Source organism: Cupriavidus sp. D384 (assembly GCF_001652915.1).
Lineage (GTDB): Bacteria > Pseudomonadota > Gammaproteobacteria > Burkholderiales > Burkholderiaceae > Cupriavidus.
This window is the reverse complement of the sequence record NZ_BBQI01000132.1, coordinates 92,000-113,319: the sequence shown is the minus strand read 5'-3', so window position 1 is coordinate 113,319 and position 21,320 is coordinate 92,000. Positions and strand designations below refer to the sequence as shown.

General features: G+C 61.6%; 22 protein-coding genes. 9 read left to right on the top strand and 13 right to left on the bottom strand.

The features are described from left to right. Positions 1-307: 307 nt before the first annotated feature. Positions 308-565, bottom strand: coding sequence for a hypothetical protein (locus A9J21_RS30515; protein ID WP_066743036.1), 258 nt, complete (start codon positions 563-565; stop codon positions 308-310). Between the two features lie 421 nt (positions 566-986). Between A9J21_RS30515 and A9J21_RS30510 the strand changes: the two genes are divergently transcribed. Continuing rightward, positions 987-2,657 carry an MASE1 domain-containing protein gene (locus A9J21_RS30510; RefSeq protein WP_066743033.1) on the top strand — a complete coding sequence of 557 codons (1,671 nt, stop codon included), beginning with the start codon at positions 987-989 and terminating at the stop codon, positions 2,655-2,657. Positions 2,658-2,685: 28 nt separating this feature from the next. Next, positions 2,686-3,303, top strand: a complete 618-nt coding sequence (locus A9J21_RS30505; protein ID WP_231907095.1) for a response regulator transcription factor — start codon at positions 2,686-2,688, stop codon at positions 3,301-3,303. Between the two features lie 53 nt (positions 3,304-3,356). On the opposite strand, the gene A9J21_RS30500 is transcribed toward A9J21_RS30505, so the two are convergent. Next, positions 3,357-4,223: an alpha/beta fold hydrolase gene (locus tag A9J21_RS30500; RefSeq protein ID WP_066743030.1), complete on the bottom strand. Its 867-nt coding sequence runs from the start codon at positions 4,221-4,223 to the stop codon at positions 3,357-3,359. Positions 4,224-4,528: 305 nt separating this feature from the next. Here A9J21_RS30500 and A9J21_RS30495 point away from each other — a divergent pair, with 305 nt between their 5' ends. Both A9J21_RS30495 and A9J21_RS30490 read left to right on the top strand, forming a co-directional pair. Further along, on the top strand, positions 4,529-5,725 hold the full coding sequence (locus A9J21_RS30495) for a polysaccharide pyruvyl transferase family protein (protein WP_066743027.1): 1,197 nt from the start codon (positions 4,529-4,531) through the stop codon (positions 5,723-5,725). Positions 5,726-5,804: 79 nt separating this feature from the next. Next, positions 5,805-7,373 (top strand): MFS transporter, encoded by a 1,569-nt coding sequence (locus A9J21_RS30490; protein ID WP_231907098.1) that lies wholly within the window; start codon positions 5,805-5,807, stop codon positions 7,371-7,373. Between the two features lie 254 nt (positions 7,374-7,627). Here A9J21_RS30490 and A9J21_RS30485 read toward each other — a convergent pair whose 3' ends face one another. Then, a complete protein-coding gene (locus tag A9J21_RS30485) occupies positions 7,628-8,212 on the bottom strand; it encodes a YSC84-related protein (protein WP_066743113.1) in 585 nt (194 codons plus the stop codon). A gap of 196 nt (positions 8,213-8,408) precedes the next feature. After that, complete coding sequence (locus A9J21_RS30480) at positions 8,409-9,086, bottom strand: carbonic anhydrase (RefSeq protein ID WP_066743024.1); 678 nt, start codon at positions 9,084-9,086, stop codon at positions 8,409-8,411. Positions 9,087-9,634: 548 nt separating this feature from the next. Between A9J21_RS30480 and A9J21_RS31855 the strand changes: the two genes are divergently transcribed. From A9J21_RS31855 to A9J21_RS31300, 5 genes are all read left to right on the top strand, one after another. After that, positions 9,635-9,853: a hypothetical protein gene (locus A9J21_RS31855; protein ID WP_156546384.1), complete on the top strand. Its 219-nt coding sequence runs from the start codon at positions 9,635-9,637 to the stop codon at positions 9,851-9,853. Positions 9,854-10,057: 204 nt separating this feature from the next. After that, entirely contained in the window at positions 10,058-10,522 is a 465-nt protein-coding gene (locus A9J21_RS30475; protein WP_066743022.1) for a YaiI/YqxD family protein, read from the top strand. Positions 10,523-10,766: 244 nt separating this feature from the next. Continuing rightward, the gene (locus tag A9J21_RS30470) at positions 10,767-11,264 is read left to right on the top strand and encodes a hypothetical protein (protein WP_066743020.1); all 498 of its coding nucleotides are present in this window, start codon (positions 10,767-10,769) and stop codon (positions 11,262-11,264) included. A 124-nt stretch (positions 11,265-11,388) separates the two neighbouring features. After that, positions 11,389-11,817, top strand: a complete 429-nt coding sequence (locus A9J21_RS30465; RefSeq protein WP_066743018.1) for a hypothetical protein — start codon at positions 11,389-11,391, stop codon at positions 11,815-11,817. 94 nt (positions 11,818-11,911) lie between these two features. Then, positions 11,912-12,244, top strand: a complete 333-nt coding sequence (locus A9J21_RS31300; RefSeq protein WP_197497603.1) for a hypothetical protein — start codon at positions 11,912-11,914, stop codon at positions 12,242-12,244. Here A9J21_RS31300 and A9J21_RS30460 read toward each other — a convergent pair. The 9 genes from A9J21_RS30460 to A9J21_RS30420 all read right to left on the bottom strand — a co-directional run bounded on the left by A9J21_RS30460 (position 12,203) and on the right by A9J21_RS30420 (position 21,312). Further along, complete coding sequence (locus A9J21_RS30460) at positions 12,203-13,378, bottom strand: porin (RefSeq protein ID WP_066743015.1); 1,176 nt, start codon at positions 13,376-13,378, stop codon at positions 12,203-12,205. The genes A9J21_RS31300 and A9J21_RS30460 overlap by 42 nt on opposite strands. A 120-nt stretch (positions 13,379-13,498) precedes the next feature. Beyond that, the gene (locus A9J21_RS30455) at positions 13,499-14,701 is read right to left on the bottom strand and encodes an MBL fold metallo-hydrolase (protein ID WP_066743013.1); all 1,203 of its coding nucleotides are present in this window, start codon (positions 14,699-14,701) and stop codon (positions 13,499-13,501) included. Between the two features lie 35 nt (positions 14,702-14,736). Continuing rightward, on the bottom strand, positions 14,737-15,693 hold the full coding sequence (locus A9J21_RS30450) for a tripartite tricarboxylate transporter substrate binding protein (protein ID WP_066743010.1): 957 nt from the start codon (positions 15,691-15,693) through the stop codon (positions 14,737-14,739). 154 nt (positions 15,694-15,847) lie between these two features. Further along, the gene (locus tag A9J21_RS30445) at positions 15,848-16,726 is read right to left on the bottom strand and encodes a TetR/AcrR family transcriptional regulator (protein WP_231907094.1); all 879 of its coding nucleotides are present in this window, start codon (positions 16,724-16,726) and stop codon (positions 15,848-15,850) included. Positions 16,727-16,739: 13 nt separating this feature from the next. Further along, complete coding sequence (locus A9J21_RS30440) at positions 16,740-17,987, bottom strand: MFS transporter (RefSeq protein ID WP_066743004.1); 1,248 nt, start codon at positions 17,985-17,987, stop codon at positions 16,740-16,742. 64 nt (positions 17,988-18,051) lie between these two features. Then, complete coding sequence (locus tag A9J21_RS30435) at positions 18,052-18,810, bottom strand: Asp/Glu racemase (protein WP_066743001.1); 759 nt, start codon at positions 18,808-18,810, stop codon at positions 18,052-18,054. Positions 18,811-18,830: 20 nt separating this feature from the next. Continuing rightward, positions 18,831-19,280, bottom strand: coding sequence for a thioesterase family protein (locus A9J21_RS30430; protein ID WP_066742998.1), 450 nt, complete (start codon positions 19,278-19,280; stop codon positions 18,831-18,833). Further along, positions 19,277-20,437 (bottom strand): FAD-dependent monooxygenase, encoded by a 1,161-nt coding sequence (locus tag A9J21_RS30425; RefSeq protein WP_066742996.1) that lies wholly within the window; start codon positions 20,435-20,437, stop codon positions 19,277-19,279. Before A9J21_RS30425 ends, A9J21_RS30430 begins: the two co-directional genes overlap by 4 nt. Next, positions 20,434-21,312, bottom strand: a complete 879-nt coding sequence (locus tag A9J21_RS30420) for a VOC family protein (RefSeq protein WP_066742993.1) — start codon at positions 21,310-21,312, stop codon at positions 20,434-20,436. The genes A9J21_RS30425 and A9J21_RS30420 overlap by 4 nt, the downstream gene beginning before the upstream one ends. Between the last annotated feature and the right edge of the window lie 8 nt (positions 21,313-21,320).

The following is a 21,320-nucleotide window of genomic DNA, read 5'->3' as shown; positions in this document are numbered from 1 at the left end:
TCCACCATGCAGCCGGGGGCATCTGCGTAATTCAAGACTCGTCCCGAAGATCGGAACAACAAAAGGGGCAATCAGGGGCAATCCCATGCGGCGCGTATCTTTTCTCTTTGAAAAGAAATGCTAATGCAAACGCATCTCTCCGTTCCACCGCTCGTCCGTTGAATGCCAGGGCTACTCACTCCTGGAAAGGGACTTCTCCTCTTCCCGACGAGGCAAGCGTAAAAAAAAATCCCTCGAAGACACCCGAGGGACATACTGATCATCGACAGCCCGCAACGGCCGTCTGGTGATTCATTGCACGCTGGAATTACGCACCATCGGTGAACGCGTCCCGCCTATCCGTGATACGAGCGCCATCAAGGAACATGTCTCGCTTGTCCGTGGCGCGCGCGCCATCAGAAAAGACATCGAACTTTGATGTCAGACCGCCATCGGTATAAGGATCCCGCGGCCCCATCGTGCTGGCGCCATCGGTGTAGACGTCCCGCGTCCCCACCCCACCATAGGCCACGCCAGCGCTGAGCGCTGCACTCGCCACAGCGAGCAACAAGATTGTTCTTGCCATTTTTTCACCCCCAATTAGACGTGCTTGGAAGAACCCCCGAAGCTTCAGTTTGTGCGCCGCAACTTCGTACTCGTGAATGTATGCCGCAACGGCAAGTACAGGGCTCAGGGGTTGGTCCGAAAAACGCCTAGGGGAACGCCCTATTCGCAGATCCTGCGTCCGCTGCGGTTGCGAACGGGTATCGTGTCCGGCCTCTGAACGGCGAAACACGCCATAGCACTCGGAAGCAGCAGCCAACCCTGCCCGGCGCATGGAATCGTTCCTTACCGCGCGCGGAAATCTGGCATAAATTCTAGATACTCTTACGCTGCGCCCTTCCCAGCGTGCCTGGAAGGGACGCAATACCGCGCGCACAAGCATCGTCATTGTGGCCAAACAAAAGCCTGGTGTTCGAGGGTCTGCCCATGATCGGAAGCTAGCAATGCAGAACAGCACGCAACCGGCGCGGTACCGCCTTCTTGTCCACACTGCAATGGTCGCGCTGGCGTACTTCGCCGGCGCAAAGATGGGGCTTGCTTATGCGGTGGTGGGGGGTGCCGTGTCGCTTGTGTGGCCCTCCAGCGGCATCGCCCTGGCTGCCTTGCTTGTCCTGGGTATCGAGGTTGCTCCGGGGATCGCGCTTGGCTCGATCGCCGCCAACGTGTCGGTGGGCGTGCCGCCCCCAGTGGCATTGGTCATCGCACTTGGTGCAATGACCGCATCCCTGCTGGCGTGGCTCGCATTGAAGCGGTTTGTGCGATTCCGAAGCACCATGGATCGCAGCAAGGATGTGATCGCCTTCATCATCCTCGGTGCGACGGCCAGTACGGCAGTCAGCGCGCTCACAGGCGCAAGCGCGCTGGTTGCAGCAGGGCTCGCGCGTCCTGCCGAATACATCACCGCCCTTCTTCAATGGTGGCTCGGAGACATGATGGGTGTGCTGGTCGTGACCCCTGTGTTATTGACAACGATCTCGTATACGCACCCGGTTCACTCTGCCAGGCTGGCCTTGGAAGCATGCGTACTTGCACTCGCGACGGCGTGGATCAGCTATCTCATCTTCGGCTCGAGCGAGCTTGCGGGGCACGGATACTATCCTGCTGCCCTGGCGATCTTTCCGTTCACCATCTGGGCGGCGCTACGCTTCGATCATTGGGGAACCTGTCTTTCAACCCTCCTCGTTGCGATCATCGCCATTTGGGGGACCACAAACGGAACCGGTCCCTTTGCAGGCGAAACGCCGGTGGATAGCCTGGTCAGATGGTGCGCATTTGCCAACGTCGTCGCCGCCTCCGGCCTGTTGCTGGTGGCGGCACATGCTCAGGAAAAACGAATCCAGTGGCTCCTGCTCGCGTCCCACGTCATGCTCGAAGCACGCGTGCAAGAAAGAACCCTGGACCTTGAGCGCGCGAACCAGGAACTGAGGGCGGAGATCGCGCGACGTCGCCTGCTGGAGGCGGAATTGATTCGAAACGGCGATCAGCAGCAGCGGCTCATCGGCCAGGAGTTGCATGACGGCCTGGGGCAGCATCTCACCAGCCTGAGCTTCTACTGCATGGCGCTGAATGAGGATCTGCACAAGCATCGGCACCCTGCCGCCGCCAGCGCCGCCAAGATCGTCGAACTGGTCAGGCAGGCCGCCTCGATGACACGTAAGGTCGCGCACGGCCTGGATCCTGTCGCCATCGAGGCTGGTGGTCTGTCAGCCGCCTTGCAAGGTTTGGTCATGACAACACGATCGGTCAACGGCATCGACTGCGCGCTCCAGATCAGGTCAGAGGTGGACTTCCTGGCTCCGCCACTGCAGATCCATCTCTATCGTGCGGCACAGGAAGCGGTCAATAATGCGCTCAAATACAGCCATGGCCGCCACATATGGATCGAACTGGATCGCACCGGCGGGCTGCAGCGACTCTCTATCAGCGATGACGGGGTGGGCGTGGCCGAGGACCAGATGGCACGCGGCACAGGACTGGGATTACACAACCTGCGTCATCGTGCGAGTCTGCTGGGGGGATCGTGCACAGTGTCCAGCAATAACTGGGGTGGCACCACGGTTGCAATCAGCTTCCCGATACCGGAGAGTCCGGACCATGCAAGGAACACCATGTAGTCCGGGCCGGGCGGTCCAGATCCTTATCGTGGATGACCATCCCATCATTCGGGAAGGGCTGACACATCTGCTGCATTCACATGAAAACCTGCACGTCTGCTGCGTAGCGGGCAGTGTCGAAGAAGCGATGACTGCCGTCACCTGCAAGCCTGACCTCGCCATCGTGGATCTCAGCCTGCAGTCGAACTCCGGCCTGGATCTTGTCAAGAATTTCCGGCAGCACTATCCAATGCTGGCGATCCTTGTTCTCAGCATGCATGACGAAGCCCTGTTCGCCGAACGTGCATTGCGGGCAGGCGCAAATGGGTACCTGATGAAACTCGGGGCGACCGAGCATATCCTGAATGCCATCCGGGACGTACTCGCCGGGAATGTCTACTTGAGCGCAGCGATGCATGAGAAGCTCGCGCGGACGCTGACGACGCCAACAAAGGCGTCCACAAGCGCCATCGCCAACCTGTCAGAGCGCGAATTCGAAGTCCTGCATCTGATCGGACTGGGCTTCAGTACACGCCAGATTGCCGAGAAAATGAATCGCAGCATCAAGACCATCGAAGCCCACCAGGCCAATATCAAGGAAAAGCTCGATATCCGCAGTGGCAAGGAGCTGATGCGTTTTGCCATCCAGTGGGTCGAAAGCCAATAGGTGCGAGGTGCCTTTCACGCGCTAAACGCGAAACCCTCCCTGACCCCAGAGGCTCACTGGTTCGCAAATTCCGCAACCGCACGATTGAATGCGCCGGGGTTGGCGATATTCATGCCGTGAGAGGCTCCGGCGATTGTCTGCCGTTCAGCACCCCCAATCCATTCCTGAAGCTTCTCGACGGTGCTTCGGAACATGCGCGGACTCTTTTGCCCATCGATCAGCAACGTTCGGCATTGAATGTCGCTGGCGCTTTCACGCGTATAGGCGGGCAGCGGGTCGCGCAGTTGCTTTGGAAGGGTGAGGGCATTATCAAGCGCCATGCCGCGGAAGCTCTGTGAACTCTTGTTCCAGAAGCCAGGCATGGTGACCGAGTCGACAAACAGCGTCAGGCCGCCGTCGAATTCACCTTGATCGATCAGTTCGGCCGCCCTCGCCCTCAACGCATGGACCGCCGCCGGCAAGCTTGCAACAGCTGCCTGCGGCGTTGCCTGCAAGGGCCCACCCGGATCCGCAAGGGTCAGCGTCTTCACCAGATGCGGGTACTCGCGCGCCAAATGAAATGCCACGCAACCACCACGCGAGTGACCGACCAGATGGACTGCCCCCCGACCCAGCGATTCGATGAACGCCGCCATTTCAACGACGTGCGCCCGCCAACTGAAGTCGCCATGTCCAGATGCGCCGGTTGCCGGCCAGTAGTGACTCAGGCTGGGGGCGAAGCAATGGAAGCGCTTCGACAGCGTGGCGAGTTGCGGCTCCCAATAACGGTAGTCGCACAACGACCCATGCACGAAAACCATTGGCTCGCCGCGCCCCGTTTCCAGATAGGGCACGGAGGTGCCGTCGGCAGTGTAAGCAAAAGACGGTTGTGGCCAGGCTCCGGCCAGAGCCAGGGTAGTGAGGGGCGCTCGTGCATTCATGGAGTTATTCCTTTGCCGAGACTTTGATGGAAGGTCGGCAAAAAGAAAAACGCATAATTTTGATGGAATCTATCAACGCTTCTGATAGGTCAGCGAGGAATATGCGGGTTCCCGTGGAAGAAGACCGCCCGCCCGGCGCTTGTGATAGCCATCCATGAACAAGCCCCATGGATCACACGCGCCGGCCATGCGTGGTGCTGCGGGGGCAAATCCGGATGTCGGCTTCGGCCACCTGGAATGCCGCCCCCGCCGCGTCAGCGTGGCGTCGCCTATAAATAGGGATACCGATCGTTCACAACATTCCAATGCCTGTCGACCGCCCCATCATCCTGTTTGGGGCCTTCGATCGCCACAACTTTGGCGACCTCCTGCTGCCACACGTAATGGCCCGTATGCTCGCACCCCGCCGGCTGACGTATGCCGGTCTGGTCCAATGCGACCTGCGCGGCCATGGTGGCCATCGGGTGGAGGCCATCACACGCCTTGCCTCAACCGTAGGCGACGGCGCTGTCGATATCGTCCACGTGGGCGGCGAAGTCCTGACCTGCAGCACGTGGGAGGCGGCTGTAATGCTTCTGCCGACCGAACCGGCGCGATCGGTCGTCACCCAGCTCGATGTACACCCGCAAGCGCGGATGGCCTGGGCACAGACGATGCTGGGGCTCACCGATCTGGCGCCCTATCTGCTGCCCGGACAGCGGTTTACCAATGTCAGGCATATCACCTACCAGGCCGTGGGCGGCTTCGATCTCGACCGCAGCGATCCGGCCATGCGCGACGAAGTCGTCGCGAAGCTTGGGTCCGCCACGCGCATCAGTGTCCGAGACCAAAAGACGCACACGATACTGTCCGCTTGCGGCATGGCATGTCATCTGGCCCCGGACCCAGCCGTGATGGTCGCCGAGCTGTTCCGTGCGCGGATTGACGCCCGATGCCATCGCGGCAAACTGTCCGCGCTGCTGTCCGGATTTCCGGATGGCTATCTCGCAATGCAGTTCGCCGCTGATTTCGGTGACGATCGGACGCTCACGCTGCTGGCCTCGGAGATCCAGCGCATCACCCGGTCCACTGGCCTGGGCGTGGTGCTATTCCGGGCCGGGGCGGCGCCGTGGCACGACGATCTGTCATGCTACAGGCGGCTAGTCGCGATGGGGACCGGTGCGCCCGTGACGGTGTTTACCTCGCTGAACCTCTGGGACATCTGTGCTGTCATCGCCCGCAGCCGCGGCTTTGTTGGCAGCAGCCTGCACGGCAGCATTGTCGCCGCCGCCTATGCCCTCCCCTGCCTGGGGCTACTGCGGCCGGGACAACTACCGCAGAATTCCAAGCAAGCCGCCTTCTGGTCGACCTGGCGCACGGCAGACCTGCCCGCCGTCGTCACGATAGAGGCGTTGGCTGACAGGATGCAGCAGGCCATGGCAACCGACGCCGCCGAGCGCGCAAATCTGGCCAGACGGCTCGTCGATGCCTGCCGGGCAGACCTGGCGCGAGCCCCCGGATAGACAACAGCCTGTGGGAGTGAACGTGGCTAACCCGGATTTACCCGATAGCGACCTTGCATCCGCAAACGCTGCTCGTCTGATGGCTGCACAGGCAAGCCCATGCGACGAACTGGTCATCCGCACGCAGCCCACCGCGATTGACAGGCCGTGCCGGCGCAAGCGTCTGGCGCTCACAGCCACCATCCTCGGCTCGAGCATGGCGTTCATCGACGGCTCCGTCGTCAATGTCGCGCTACCCACCATCCAGCGCGAACTCGGCGCGAGCATTGCCGAGATGCAGTGGATCGTCAATGCCTACCTGCTCTTCCTCGGGTCGCTCGTGCTGGTCGGTGGCTCGATGGGCGACAGGCTCGGCCGCCGCACGGTGTTCCTCTCGGGCATCGGTATCTTCTCCGTCGCGTCCGTCGCTTGCGGACTCGCGCCAAATGCAAGCTGGCTGATCGCAGCGCGCGCCTGGCAGGGCGTTGGCGCGGCGCTCTTCGTGCCCAGCAGCCTTGCGATCATTGGTGCCATATACGAAGGCGAAGCACGGGGACGGGCAATCGGTACATGGTCCGCCTTCGGGGCGATCACGTCTGCGGTGGGCCCGGTGGCGGGTGGCTGGCTTGTCGATGCATCGTCGTGGCGTGCGATATTCTTCCTGAACGTGCCTCTTGCGGTGGCAACCATCGCGCTGGCGATAGCGTCCGTGCCGAACAGCCACAAGATCGATGCGCCGCACGGGCTCGACTGGCCCGGGGCGCTCACCGCTACAGCAGGGCTCCGCGCCCTGGCCTATGGCCTGACCGAGGCTTCAGCACGCGGTCTCGCGGATTGGCGCGTACTGAGCATGACAGGCGCCGGCGTGCTGGTGCTGGCCGCCTTCCTGAAAATCGAAGCGAACAGCCGCCATCCCATGATGCCGCTGGATGTCTTCCGCTCGCGGGATTTCGTTGGTGCCAACCTCGTCACGTTGCTGCTCTACTTCGGTCTGGGGGGCGCTCTGTTCTTCCTGCCGTTCACGCTCATCCGTGCGCATGCCTATACGGCGACAGAGGCCGGCGCAGCGCTGCTGCCGGTACCGGTCATCATCGGCTTGTTCTCTCGCTTCACTGGTGGCCTGCCGAACCGGTTCGGTGCGCGAGTCCTGTTGAGCGCGGGCCCTTTCGTGGCCGGCATTGGCTTCGCGATGCTGGCGCTTCCATTTTTGAGTGGAGACTATTGGATCGCGTTCTTCCCCGCGCTGGTCATGCTCGGCATCGGCATGACGATCACGGTTGCCCCTCTGATTGCAACCGTGATGGGAGCGGTGCCACGCATGCATGTCGGCGCGGCATCCGGGATCAACAACGCAGTGGCACGCGTCGCGGGCCTGTTGGCCGTTGCAGTGCTAGGTATTGTGTTCGTGTGGTCGTACCAGGCGGCGCTGTCGACACGCCTCGACGTGCTACAGGTTCACAGGGAAGCACGTGGGACAGGCGGATCGTTCGACCGCCTCGCGCCAGCCGGGGGATCAGCAGGTGCTACCCGCAGTTCGCCGCCGCAGCCGGTTGCACGGGCTGAGGCTGAAGCCATCGCTTACGCGCTGCACGCAGTCGCGCTCGTCTGCGCCTTTTGCGCGTTTGCGGGGGCGGGCCTTGCAGTTGCAACCATCCGCCCACGCAGGTAGCGGGCTGCGCACCAGTGCACGTACACCGCCAGGAAGCCGCGCGCCAGACGGCCGAGCACATCAACAATATCCGTGCTTCGATCCTGGAAGCCGCACGCTGACATTCAATTCGATCGGCTACTTCTCGTTCGTCCATGTCAACTTCATGCTGCTGACATCAACGCCGCAGTACCTGGGTCGTTCAGACGCGCGCCGTCCAGGAGCGGGCTTCGCCTTCCCGCTCCAACCGGACGCTGCGTGCAGGCGACACGACGTCAGATATTTAGCTTGCTGATCTTTGCACCGTTCATCGAGACATCCACCATCAGACCCGCATTGGCCTGAACGAAGCCGATTACCGGTTGCTGGCTGGTCAGTGTGTCAAGTTGCCCATTTGCGCCCACCTTTGCGATGGCAACATTCGCATCGGCACCCGCAGTCCAGCCGCTGCTATTGAGGAACTTGTTGTAGGCGTCAGGCGTCATGAACATGATGATCTCGGCCTTCGACTGACCACCCGCCGTGAGTCCGAAAGATGCATGCGCCGTGCTGTAGTAGCCCACCGTGGCACCGTGCGCGCGCAGCGATCCTTCCCCATACTCGCCACCAACGATAAAGCCGCCGGCAAGCACGCGAGGAAAGACCAGCACGCCATACGCACGCTGTGCCAGCTCGCGCGAGCCGTTGACGGAAGTAAACAATCGGTTGAGTGCGCCATCGACGCCCGAATCGATCTCGCGTCGTTTCGCCGCGTTGTCGGTCGATGCTCCCGTTCCTGTGGTTGTACATCCCGCAGCAAAGGCGGTGGCAACCAGCAGCCCGGATCCAGTCAGCCTGCCCACAAATTGACGTCGATTCATCATGATCTCCCACGCAGCCCTGTCACACCCGGCGACAGGCGTTGAATACAGAAAAAAGGCCCGCAAGGCTGTTCTAGGCGCGAATTGATGCGCTCGCCATTGGGCGAAAGGGCAATGGCGGCACAAAACCACGGCGGCCAGACCCTGCGCACGGGCTGCGGCAGCAAAATCTGCGTCAGATGAGAACGATTGCGCTTTAACGCGCTCTTGCGGCAAGGCGTGCAATGATTCGGTCAGCCATGGCCCGGTCGATGACCTCGAACGAGCGGCTCGTCCGCTCGTAGGCATACATGTCGCCCGTCGCGATATCGAACCACCAGCCGCTCAGCACCAACGCGCCTGCAGCAACCTGTTGGTGGACGATCGGATAGGTCATCAGATGCTCAAGCTGCACGAGAACGTTGAGTTGCGATAATTGATCGTGGGGCTTCAGACTGCCATCGAGCGGCCCCTCGTGTTCCAGGCGAAACGCTGCGTTATTGGCGTGGTACAACCACTTGTCAAGGTTCGGCGCTTTCAGCTTCGAATTGCGCGTGTAGACCGCCTTCATTGCTCCACATTCGGAGTGCCCACACACCACGATATTGGCGACCTTCAATATCAGTACCGCGTACTCGATCGCGCTGGCTTCCGACAGATCGCCCGTGGATGCACCGTCAACGGTTGCGGGCGGAATCAGATTGCCCACATTGCGCATGGTGAACAGATCCCCGGGATGGGTCGAAGCAAGCAGGTCCGGCACAACCCTGCTGTCGGAACACGTGATGAAGAACGCGTCAGGCGTTTGCGCGAGCGCCAACTCGCTGAACTTCTGCGCGTACTGCGGTAGCAATTTCTCCCGGAACTCAACGATTCCCATGATGAGTTTGCGCATGGGCTGTCTCCGCAGCGGCTGGTTGGGGATGGAGGCCGCCAAGCCTTGCCGTCAGCGCCTATCGAGCGTCACCCGTCAAAACTGGCGCCAGGCGACCTCAAATGCAGCTCCCCACCACAAAACGTGAATGACTAATCACAACTGGAACCAGAACGGCCGAGATTCAATATATACGTCGGGTGCCGACTGGCCGCGCAATTTCTGGGGCCTGACGTACAGACGACGCAATCGCACTTGTGAGTACACGGGGGCGGTCCAGCTAGCTTTCCAATGCGGCACGAATTGCGCTACAGCTTGCCCCCATAATCGCCGCATTGTCGATATCTCGCATCGCAGATGTTGATCTGCCCACGATAGGCATGATCCACGTCTCCCCGCAAAACGGCTCGATCTCCGACGCTAGAGCACTCCGTAGACTGATCCCTGCTTGATTGGACGAATTTCCATTGCTATCGGACGCTGCTCCGCCTATATCCGATCTAGTGGCACGCAAGGTCGCGTTGACCGAAGGCCTCTGGTGCTTCCGTTCACCGTCTCTCTATTGACACATGGAACTACGTCCCAGTCCCAAGCGCATCTCCGTTACTTACATCAACCGGCGCTGGCACCTCGTTGTTCTGTTTGACGACAACACTGCTTCGAAGCCCGAAGTATTTGAAACCAGCATCGCAGCAGGCCATTGGTCGATGAAGAACCATCCCGGCGTCAGCGTCCATATCGGCCGGCCGACGAAGTGGCGTCCCGCGAAACAGTTGCATTTGCCGTGAAAGCCGCGCGGTTCCATCCCCGGCATTCTGCGGGTACGTCTGCACGCTGAAGACAGTTCAGCATAATCCGAGAATCCGGCCTGATGGGACTCCTGCCATCGATGACGTCACCGGTCTGGCCAGATCGGTGCAGGCAGGCAGTATCATGAGCGCCCTGCCCTCCCGGCTCTCCTCTCCCCGCCCCCTGGCAATTGGAACTCTCACATGCAAATACTGGTTGATGCCGATGCCTGCCCCGTTGTCGTCAAGGACATGCTGTTTCGGGCCGCGCAGCGTGTCGGCGTATGCGTGACGCTGGTGGCAAATCAGTATCTGCGCACCCCGCCTTCGCGGCACATAAAGTTCATACAGGTGCCTGCGGGATTCGACAGCGCCGATGACCGTATCGTCGAACTGGTCAGCGCCGGCGACCTCGTGATCACCGCCGACATCCCGCTGGCCTCAGCTGCCCTGGACAAGGGCGCCCAGGTGCTGGATCCACGCGGAAGCTGGTTCAGCCGCGAGAATATCCAGGAGCGATTGACGATGCGGGAGGTCATGGACCAGCTGCGGGCCTCCGGCATAGACACTGGTGGGCCTGCGCCGTATGCGCCGCAGGACAGCAAGACCTTTGCGGGGCAGCTGGACCGATTTCTGGCCCGTCATGCCCCGCCCAGGAAGGCGCCCTGAGGCAGACCCAACTGCGGCAGACAAGGCAACAGCGCGTTAAAACCAGGTAGCGCGGCCAGACAAGGCTACCGGGACGATCCATTGCGGACATCGGTTTCGGTAACCACGCGACGCGAAAACATCCGCATCGGGTGGGCATTACCGACACTTGCGACATTTGAGTCGCATACTGTATATTTATACAGTATCCAGACAGGCCGCGGCCCGTGGCCTCCCCCAATTCAATCGCTCGACGCCATTCGCCATGTCCCACGACGACACCGCTGTTTCGGAAGACGAATCCTCCCAGATTTATGAGCCGCGCCTTTGGCGAGACAAAGGCTGGACGGCAAAGGTCATCAAGAACGAGGACGGCGACGGTTGGGCAGTGGAAATGACGCGTGACGGCAGCGCCGAGCCGGCGCTCGTCGGTCCGTGGACCATGGGCAGAAACAAGGTAGATCCAAAACCGCTCGACGCCGCCGCCCATCAGACCCTTGTGAAGACGGCCTCAGAGGTGATTCGTCGCCACGAGCAGCAGTTGCATGCACAGTTGAACCGGGAAGTAACCATCGAGACGGCATCGCAGATCGTCAACGTCAGGCTTGCGATTACGCCAGACGATTTCGAACCCTTCGGCACGTTGACGGCCATGGGACAAACGGGGGATGTTCTCGCGGCCATCCATGTACAAGCGGATTTTCGGCTGACACGGGACAGTGCGATCCGGTGGGCTGACGGCGGATTCGGAAAGATCCGCTGACCCTTGCAGGCCAACTGAAGAACACTGTATATTTATACAGTTGTCGTCGCCGCCATAAAAGCGGGCCTCCGAGGTCAAGCTCGTGCGGGCTCGCGCTTTCTCTCCTCCACCTCGAAAGGCAATCATGTTCGTGGACCGCTCCGAAATCATCAACGCCGCCAAGGCACTGCGCGCCAGCCAGGAAGAATCCAGGTACAGCAAGCTCGTCGCGCTCGCAAACAAGCAACTCAAGGCAATGCAAGCGGCAATCCAGCGGGGCAAGGATGAATTCGAGACCAGGCTGGTGCTCGATATCAGCGAAGACAATCCGCAAGCAGCACTGGAACCGCGCGCGCATCGGCTCGCCGACGACCTCAGAGCGCAGGGCTACACCGCAACGGTGACCACGTTTGCCGAGGTCAGCACCGACCGGAAGGACTGGACGCCGAATATCACGGTTGTCATCGGTCTTGGCGAGATGCTTTCCGAAGTCGACACTGCGATAGCGGAAAGCACTGTGCCCGACAAGACGGAAGTCGCGGTGGCTGAAGAAGCCGTTAGCGAAATGGCCTGACAGCAGGCAACGCAATCCGGGATAACACACGGCATCGAGGGCCATCGCGCACGGTCGCGTGCGTGTCACGGGGCTCTACACGATATTGCTGCCGATGGTGGCATTTGCCCTGCTGGGCGCATCGCGTCACCTGGTCATCGCCGCCGATTCGGCTACAGCAGCCGTCCTCGCAAGCTCCCTGGTAGCCGTCGCAGCACTGGGTAGCCCGGAGTATGTCGGTCTGACCAGCGCCATCCGCGCGGAACTGGACCGGCGAGGCGTAGGCTTTGCAACCGTTGCCATACCCGAAGGCGTGCTGACCGAACCGGAGATATATCGTGCACTGGCCGGAAAATCCGGCCGTCACGAAATATTTACAAGCGTGGATGACGCAATCAGGGCCCTCTCAGAATTTGTGCCGAACGCCAATCGACACGCCCAGCATTGACGAGTTGCCGTTGCCAAGTACGTAGCTGTTACCAAGCGCCAGGCTATTTGCATAGGCAATCAGCGCCGAGTCGAACATCAACCCTGCGTTCTTGGCGTAGGCGGCGGACAGGTAGACATCCGTTCGCTTCGAGAAGTTGTAATCCGCAATCAGGTTTACCTGCCAGGGATTGGCGACGCTAGTGTTACCAAATGCGTTGCGGACCTTGTCATAGTCATACTCGAGCGTGAGACTGAACGCTGGCGTAACCTGATAGATGCCGCCGACCCAGAAGAAATCATCACGTCCGATCGTTGCGCCCGCCGGCGTCTTGTTTTGCCCCCAACGATAGCCCCCCATCACTCGCCCCCAAGGCAGGCTGTAACTTAGCGCGGCCGTGGCTTTTCGGAAGCTGCCGCTGCTTGCGCTGGTCGTCGTGCCAATGGAGGGATTGAACTGGTCATACCCGATGGCTGCCCACAGGGCCCCGCCGGTGTAGGACAGGGAAGCGCCATAGGCGCTGTCTCTTCGCGCCTGGCCTGGCACTTCACCATTTCCGCCGATCGCCAGGCCCGACTGCACGGTCTGCGGCAACGCCACACCAGTGCCGAAGGAATAGTGCGCCACTCCGGTGAATTGGCCCGCATTCAAGGTGTACTTGATCGTATTGTCTTCCCGGAAGTTCGCACCGGTGAAGAGCGTGATCGGCTCATACTGCGTGGCAAAGTACGCCGGCACAAAATTGACAATGCTGTCGAACAATGAGGTGTACTGACGCCCAAGGCTAATCTGGCCATAGGTCGCGTTCTTTATCCCCACGAAAGCTTGCCGACCGAATAGTCGGCTCGACTGTTGCATCGTGCCGGTGTCGCCGTTGAATCCATTTTCGAGCACGAACACGGCTTGCGTCCCTCCGCCAAGGTCCTCGACGCCGCGAATGCCCCAACGGGAACCGGATAACCCACCCGAGTTCATGCGGACGACATCATGACCAGGCCCTGGATTGAATCCATTGGCCGCTGTCGGCACCACGCCCACGTGGTTCACGTACTCGATGCCTGCGTCGACCACCCCGTAGAGCGTGACGCTCGACTGGGCCAATGCAGACCCCGAGCACGCGGCCAGGGCAACTGCTGCAAAACGATTCAATTTCACCACTGTCTCCTTTTTTGTCGTGATACATCTGGCTTGCGGGAATCGTCAGCCTCGTCGTCAGGACGAGCGCGGGCCGCACGCCGCGCGGCGTGCATATGCCATGGAAAGGTACCTGGGGAGTTAGGGCGTCTGACCCGCGCGCGCTTTCGAATCGGGCGCAGGGGACACAAGAGGAATCCACTGGAGATCGCGGCCAACGATCACCTGCCCTGAAAAGCCCTGGCCGGCTGCTGCCCAACGGCGGGGGTCGCCGTCGGCCGGGGCCAAATGCGACAGGACGAGTGTTTTGACGTGAGCCGCTTCGGCGACGGCACCGACATCCGTTGCCGCGGTATGCGCATGCACAAGATGGTGCGCCTTGGCTTCCTGCGCCGCGTTCCTGGGTTTCGGGTACAGGGAATCCGCCCAGGCAGTGTCAATCACCTCATGCACCAGGACATCAGCGCCTTGCGCCAACCGAATCAGGTTCCGGTCGGGGCTGGTATCACCTGAGAAGACGACGGACCCATTCGAGGTGTCGAACCGATATGCGAATGCCGGATAGACGGGAGCATGGTTGACCAGCGTTGCTGTCACCCTGACGTTCTCGTCGCGGTAGATCTCGAACGGTGCCATCGGTGGCGCGGGGTCGCGATCGGGATCAACGTCAAGGCCGGCCGGCAGTGTGATGTCCATGACATCGACGCGGCTATGGGGATTCGGCTTGCGGCTATCCAGGATGTTGTCATTGATATCCGCCGCGAACGCACGGTATAGCGCTTCGGTCATGGCAACGGTGCCTGGCATTGGCTGCTCGGGCGCCACGACGTCCGCCATGCCGTCGTTGCCGCCGCTCGAGGGCGGGAGTTTTCCGCGTGAGCCAGGGCCGATCACCTTGAGTTTCTGACGCCGTTCGGCCAGGCCGTCCGACGCGCCAAACAAGACTAGCGACGGATAATCGACGATGTGGTCCGCGTGCATATGGGTGATAAACGCCGCCCGTAGTGTTTCAAGGCCCCGTGCCGGTGGCGGCGCACCCAAGCCCGCCTGGAAGTAGCGCCGCAACCAGCCAGCGCCGAAATCTACGAGGTAGACCTGGCCGTTGACCACGACCGCCGAGGCGATTCCCGCAGACTGCGAACCTCGCCACGAAGTCCGGCCACCGGCCGTACCCAGCAGTACGAGGCTGGGGCCGGACTGCGCCACCAGGGATTGATGCGGCTGCGGGTTTGGTTCTGCATGGGATGCCGAAGCCAGGACGGCGAGCGCCGCAAATGCCCCCGCACAAAGCAGGCGGAAGCCATTGGTGGGGTCAACCCCTGCCCGGGAAAGAAGATCTCGCATGTGTTCTCCGAAGGAAGCTCAGGACCGGGCCGGCATTATTCCGGCTTAACGCCGGCGTCCGAAATCACCTTCTCCCAGCGGAGCTTCTCGGCTTCGATGAACCGTGCGCCTTCCGGCCGCGACATCGGCATCGGGTAGGTGCCCAGGTCCTTGAGCCGGTCGACAAACGGCTGCTGCGTCAGTGCCTGGTTGACGGCAACGTTGACGCGATCGAGCACTGGCACTGGCGTACCCTTGGGCGCGAAGATCGTGAACCAGCCCTTGGCGACAAGACCAGGCGCCACGTCCTTGGCCAGCGGAATACCCTCCAGGCCGGGAAGGTTCACGTCCGATGTCACGGCAAGCGCTTTCAGGCGACCGCCACGTACCAGGGGCACGAGCGGTGCGATGCCGTCGACATAGATCGGGATATCGCCCTTCACCACGGCCTGAATGGCCTGCGTCGTTCCGCTGAAGCTCACTTGCCGAAACTTCGCCTTCTGCAACTGCCCCATCATTTCGGCCGTAAGATGGGGAACGGAGCCCCGGGTAGGACTCCCGATCACGACGTCATCAGGACGTGCCCTGGCGTCCTTGATGACGTCACCGAGATTCTTGTAGGACGTCGCGGGACCGGCCACGAACATCATCGGCGTGTACGCCAGCGTTGCGGCCACTTCGGTGTCGCGCTGGATATCGAATTTTGCTTCCTTGTACATCACAGGCGTCGTAACGGCCGCCGCGGCGTGAAACAGCACAAGGGTGTACCCATCGGCCGGCGCCTGCTTGAGGGCACTCATCGCGACGATGCCGTTACCGCCAGGCTTGTTCTCCACGATCACCTGCTGCTTCCAGGCATTGGTAAGCCGCTCGGCAACCTGGCGGGCGATGATATCCGGCGCACTGCCCGCAATCGATGGCACGAGAATCCGAACCATCTTGTCTGGATACGTGCCGGCAAAGGCCGGGACGGCCATGGCGAACAGCGTCAGTGCGAGGAAGGGGCGTTTCATGATGTCTCCACGTCTGGCGTACCGGCGACCCCATCGTCGCGGCACTTATTTGATATACAGTCAAATAATGATTGTAGTTTTATTGACTGCATCTCAAATAAGTAGATACCACTAGCAGGCAGGCGTCGGAGGGCGATCACCGCGCCCTGCCGGCTTATGCAGAACGCGCGCTTTTCTTCTTCACGGGTTTTGCGTCACGCTGCCAGGCCTCGATGCCATCGAGCGTAATGCGCAGGCCTTCTTCGAAGGCAGTATCGGAGGACAGCTGGGAAAACGACCGGCTGACAAAGCGGGCACCGGGATACTGCTCGGCCGAAACCGAATCCAGCTTGTTCTGGATAAAGGCCTGGTGATAGGCAGGCAGTTGGCGCGAGGCTTCGGCCATGCTCGCCGCGACGAGGTACTGCGCCAGCAAGTGGTAGCCCAAGGCAACCTGCTCGGCAGAAAACCCGCCCTGCATGATGGCCGACGTCATCCGGTTGAAGAACTCCAGGCCATAGTCGGTTTCACCCGGCTGAACATCCTGAAACAGGCGGTACCGGTTATGCGACGCCACATAGTTGCTGACGCCAGGGTTTTCCACTGCCACCTGGAAACTGAGCCGTGCGATGCGCTCAACGTCCGCGCGCCAGTCGCCAGTCAGCGGCGGGATGCGAAGGGTGCGCTGGCGATAGTAATCGTTCAGTACACCTGACACGAGCTGATCGCGGCCGCCCAGGTAATAGTGGATCAGCCCCGGTGCCACGCCAAAATCCTTGGCAAGCTGAACCATGGAGATCTGGTCCAGCGGCACGGTCTTTGTCAGCTTGATCGCATGCTGCAGGATCGTCGTGCGGCTGAGCATGGGCTCGGCGCCAATCGGAGACTCCGTTTTTGGCGGCCGGCCGCGGCGGCGCGGCGCGGGATTGGGCGTGGGCTGTACGGCAACCTTGGCAGCAGGCGACTTGCGGGCGGCAGGCATGGGCGTTGGACGATCAGACCGACTGGAAATTGGTGGTATGCCAATTCTATCGCCGATCGCCCCGGATGCCATCCTCCGTGTGGTCCTAGGCAGACGCCACTGCCGTTACGCCCTGCTCTTCCGCGCCGACCCTGTAGCGCCCGAGCGACAGCACCAGCGCGGCAGCGGCCAGCAGCATGCACGGCAGGACCAGCAGCGGGACGTCGTAGCTGCCATGCCGGTCGAACCACGCGCCCAGCCCGATCGGGCCAATGACCGCACCGAGCCCGTAGCCAGAAAAGGCGATGCCGAACAGTGAACCGAACGAAGCGAGGCCGAAGTACGACCGCACCAGGTAGGAGATCAGGTCCCCTTCTGCGCCGATGGTCAGGCCGATAAGGGTCGTCGCCACCAGCAGCGCGGTGTAGTCATGCGTTCCGCGCAACACGAATACCCCGATGGCGCCGCCGACGAAAAAGACGCTTGCCACCAGTGGCGCATGGATCTTGTCGATCAGCAACCCCGTAAGCAGCCGCCCGACGAGGAGCCCCACTCCGACCATCGAGGCGCTCCGCGCAGCCATGGCCGCATCGAAGCCACGATCCGCAAAGAGCGATGGCAGATGCGGCCCCAGGGACAACGTGGCCGCCGAACTCAGTACGAACACCAGCCAGATCGCCCAGAGGCGATAGCTACGCAGTGCTACACCCAGTGCCACACCTTCGCGCGCGTGCTTTGCCCGACGCGCACCGGAGAACCGCTCCCGTAGCAACCCGCAGGCTGCCAGCGACAGCACGACCGACCCGACACCCAGACCGACGTAAGCGGTACGCCACCCAAACGTCGTGACAAGAAACTGCGCCGTCATCGGCAGAATGACGGTACCAGCGCCCAGGCCGCACATGGCCATGCCCAGCGCGAGGCCCAGACGACGATCGAACCACTGGGGCAGCACGGCAAGGTAGCCCAGCACCGAGGTGGCCGCACCCGACACGCCGACAACGACGGAAAGCGCCACCCACATCAGCATGCTGCCGTTCTGCAGTGACATCGCGGCCGTGGACAGGCCGAAGACGATTGCCGAACACACGATGACGCGACGAATGCCGAACCGGTCCATCATGGCGCCGACGATAGGACTGACAACGGCCAGCCCGAACATCGACGCCGCATACGACAGTGACGCCTGCGACCGGCCCCAGCCGAACTCCGCGGCCAGCGGCCTCACGAAGACGCCAGCGGTCGCATTGAACAGGGGGGCGTATCCGGCCAGCATGCCGAGAGCGGCACCGAGGATCACGCTGACGTAGATCCAGCCGGCAGCACGGGGCAATACTTGGGGGGCGTCTTGCATATCAGGGTCTCCGTGATCGTGGCGCCGCCTTCCGTGAGCGGTCGCCTTGTGGATGGGCGGCTGCTCAGCGCAGTCCGGTCTGGCTGCCCAGGTAAGCGCCTGCGCCCGGTGCCTTGGCCTCCAGCCCAAGCCTGCGCAGCATCTGCCGTACGGTACAGGCGGCTGTCGACGTCACCGGAATGCCCAGGGCCTGTTGCGCGGGTTCGAGCGCAGCCAACGACGGCATCTGCACGCAGGCGGACAGGACCACGGTGTCGACACCCTTGGTGTCCAGACGCTTCACGTCTTCGATCAGTTGCAGCGGATCCCGCTCGCCGACCTCGAGGTTGTCGAGGATCGAGAAATTGATCACATCCTTTACTTCGATGCCTTCGTGCTCGATGTACTCGACGACGGTTTTCGTCAGGGCGTCGCTGTAGGGCGCCATCAGCGAAATGCGGCGGGCGCCGAATTCCTTCAGTTCCTCGACCAGCGCACCGGCCGACGTCATGATCTGCGGACGATATGGGGCATCGCCAATGGCGGCACCGAGTTCTTCAATGACCTGGCGGTGGTAACCCTTGCCCATGCACATGGTGGCCACCAGGCACGCCGTGCTCATGACGTCCACGCGTGCGTCGGCCAGCTCAAGTGCACAACGCCCCATGTCCCGGTTCATCCTCTCCAGCTCCTCTGCCACCACCCTGTGCATGCGCACGCGGCTCGCATGGAAACTGAATTGCTCGGGTAGCACCTGCATGCGGGCATGGAAGATGGCAGGGACTTCACGCTCCATCGTGATGTTGGAGCTGGGCACGATTTGCCCGATTCGATACTTCGACATTGATATTTCCAGGAAACGATTCAGGGCGCTGGCGACAGGAAGCGATCGAGCACGGCGCGCAGCGAGTCGGGAATTGGGGTGCCTTCGCGCCGGTCAAGACGCACGCAGATCGGCGAGAACATGGCGTCGAAGACCAGGGCGCCGTCAGGCCGGCGTGCCACGCAGCGGATATCGAACGACTTGGTCCGGATTGCTTCGACGCTGCATGTGATATCGATCACGTCGCCCGGCCAAAGCGTGCCGATGAACTCGAAACTCATGGCCTTGCATGGCGTCCCGACGCCGTGAACCTCGCCCAGCCTGCCCTCGCCGCCCGCCATGTGCGCGGTGTAGAGTCCGACCGCACCGAGCAGGTAATCGGTGAAGCGGCCGGTATAGACGACGCCAGCCGGATCACAATCGCCCCATCGCGCGGTACGCCGCACCACGAACGGGCTTTCGCTCAGCACGTACTCCGTGGCGCGAATCATGGCTGGCCTTCAGCGGCCACGGCTGTCACGCCGCCTGCGGCCAGCTCGGCCATCAGCGCCGGGAACTGCGCGCGCAGACGTTCCGCGTCAACGCGACCGGTACGCGTCATGAAGCGAAACACGAATTCGTGCGGGGTGGGAAGCTCCATCCACTCGCGGATACGCTCATACCAGTTGTACGAAGCCTCGGAGGCACTGATCAGCTTGGCCTTTTCCGGCTTGCGCACGGCTTCGTACTGCTCAAGCGCCGCCGGAACGCTGTCCGGGTGGGCCACGATGGCGTCCGCCAACGCCATGGCATCCTCCATGGCAATCCGGGTGCCCGATCCAATCGAGAAATGCGCGCTGGTCAATGCATCGCCGATCAGCACCTGCTTGCCGACATGCCAGTTCGCATTGAGGATGACCGGAAACTGCCTCCAGATCGAGTTGTTCGAGACCAGACCGTGCCCGGCCAACTCCGGCGCAAATACCGTCTCAAAGAGGGCTTGTCGCGCTTCCGCGCTCATCTCCTCCATGCCAAAGTCGACCCAGGTCCGATGGTCGCACTCGGCCACGAACGTGCTCATGGAATCCGAGTAAGGGTAGTAATGGGCGACAAAGTAGCCCCCCTCGTACTTGCGAAACACCAGGGCCGGGCTCGCAAAGGGTTTTGCCACACCAAACCAGGCGAAATGATTCGTCAGCGTGCGGCGCGTCGTGCCGAAGGCAGCCTCGTTGGCAGTACGCAATTGGGAGCCGATGCCGTCCGCCCCGACAACCAGGTCGGCATCGAGCGCATCGAAATTGGCAATACGCTTGTTGTACGTCACCCGTACACCCAGTTCCTTTGCGCGCTCCTGCAGCACAGACAGCAGGCTGATGCGCGGAATGGCACCGCCGCCAGCACCCGGCTTCTTCATGACGATGGGGTGCTCATGGCTGACGATCGAATGTTGGTCGTTGAAACGCATGACCTTCGCCAGCCGGTCGACCACAACCGGTGAAGCCGACCGTAGATTCGACAGACCGGTATCGGCCAGGACCACGCCGAATCCGAACGTCGCATCCTCCGGATTCTGCTCGAATACATCGATGTCGACCTGCGCCATCCGCTCCTTCAGCAGGATCGACAGGAACAGCCCCGACGGGCCGCCGCCAATGATCGCCACCTTCATTGCGCATCTCCCGGAGCCACCACCAGCGCATCCATATCGAACTGACGGATGCTACCGGCCAACCCGCCCGTCAAGGCGCCATACCAGACTGCGGGCTTGAAGCCAAGTTCCTTGCGTCGGAACTGCAACGTCGGGTTTCCGTCGATGCGCACGTAGCCATTGCCAAGTGCCGTGGTCTGGTAGCCATCGGTCTTGCGCGCCACGTCGATCAAGGGTGCGAACTCGGGCACATCCAGTACGTAGACCGATGCCTTCCCGGCGCTCGGCACGGCCCGCTCGATACGTTCGGCCTTGCGCTGCCAGACGGGTTCGATCGATGCAAACGCTGCGCCCGTCTCGCGCGCACGTTCCAGCTCAATGGCGGAATCGATCGTGAACGCCGCGTCCTGCCTGTCAGCTTCGCTGAACGGGCGCACCTGCCAGGTGATTTCGATCGGGTAGCCATTCGGATCGTTGAAGTAGATCGACTCGATGACCTCGTGGCGAATCTGGTAGCGCAGCGGAATGCCCACCGCCTCCACGCGCTGGCGCCACTGCAGCAGTTCCGCTTCGTCGCGCACCCGCCATGCGGTGTGCGTGGCGCGGTCCTGGTAGTGCTCGCGCACGGTCAGCCAGTCGGGCCGCTCGGTACCGATGTAGTAGAAGAAGGCAATCGTGCTGCCATTGCCGCTATCGAAAAAAAAGTGCAGGAAGTCCGCGTGATTGTCGGGACCCCAACCTTTCGCCGAAATCGCATGAACGAGCGGCAGGCCGAGCAGATCGCGATAGAAATGCACCGTTTCTGCGAGTTTCCAGGTAGGCCGGGCGGTATGGTGAACGCCGTGCAGTGCAACGACGGGCACATTGGCGTGGGCGCCTTGCGTGGATGGGTTCATGTCTCTTC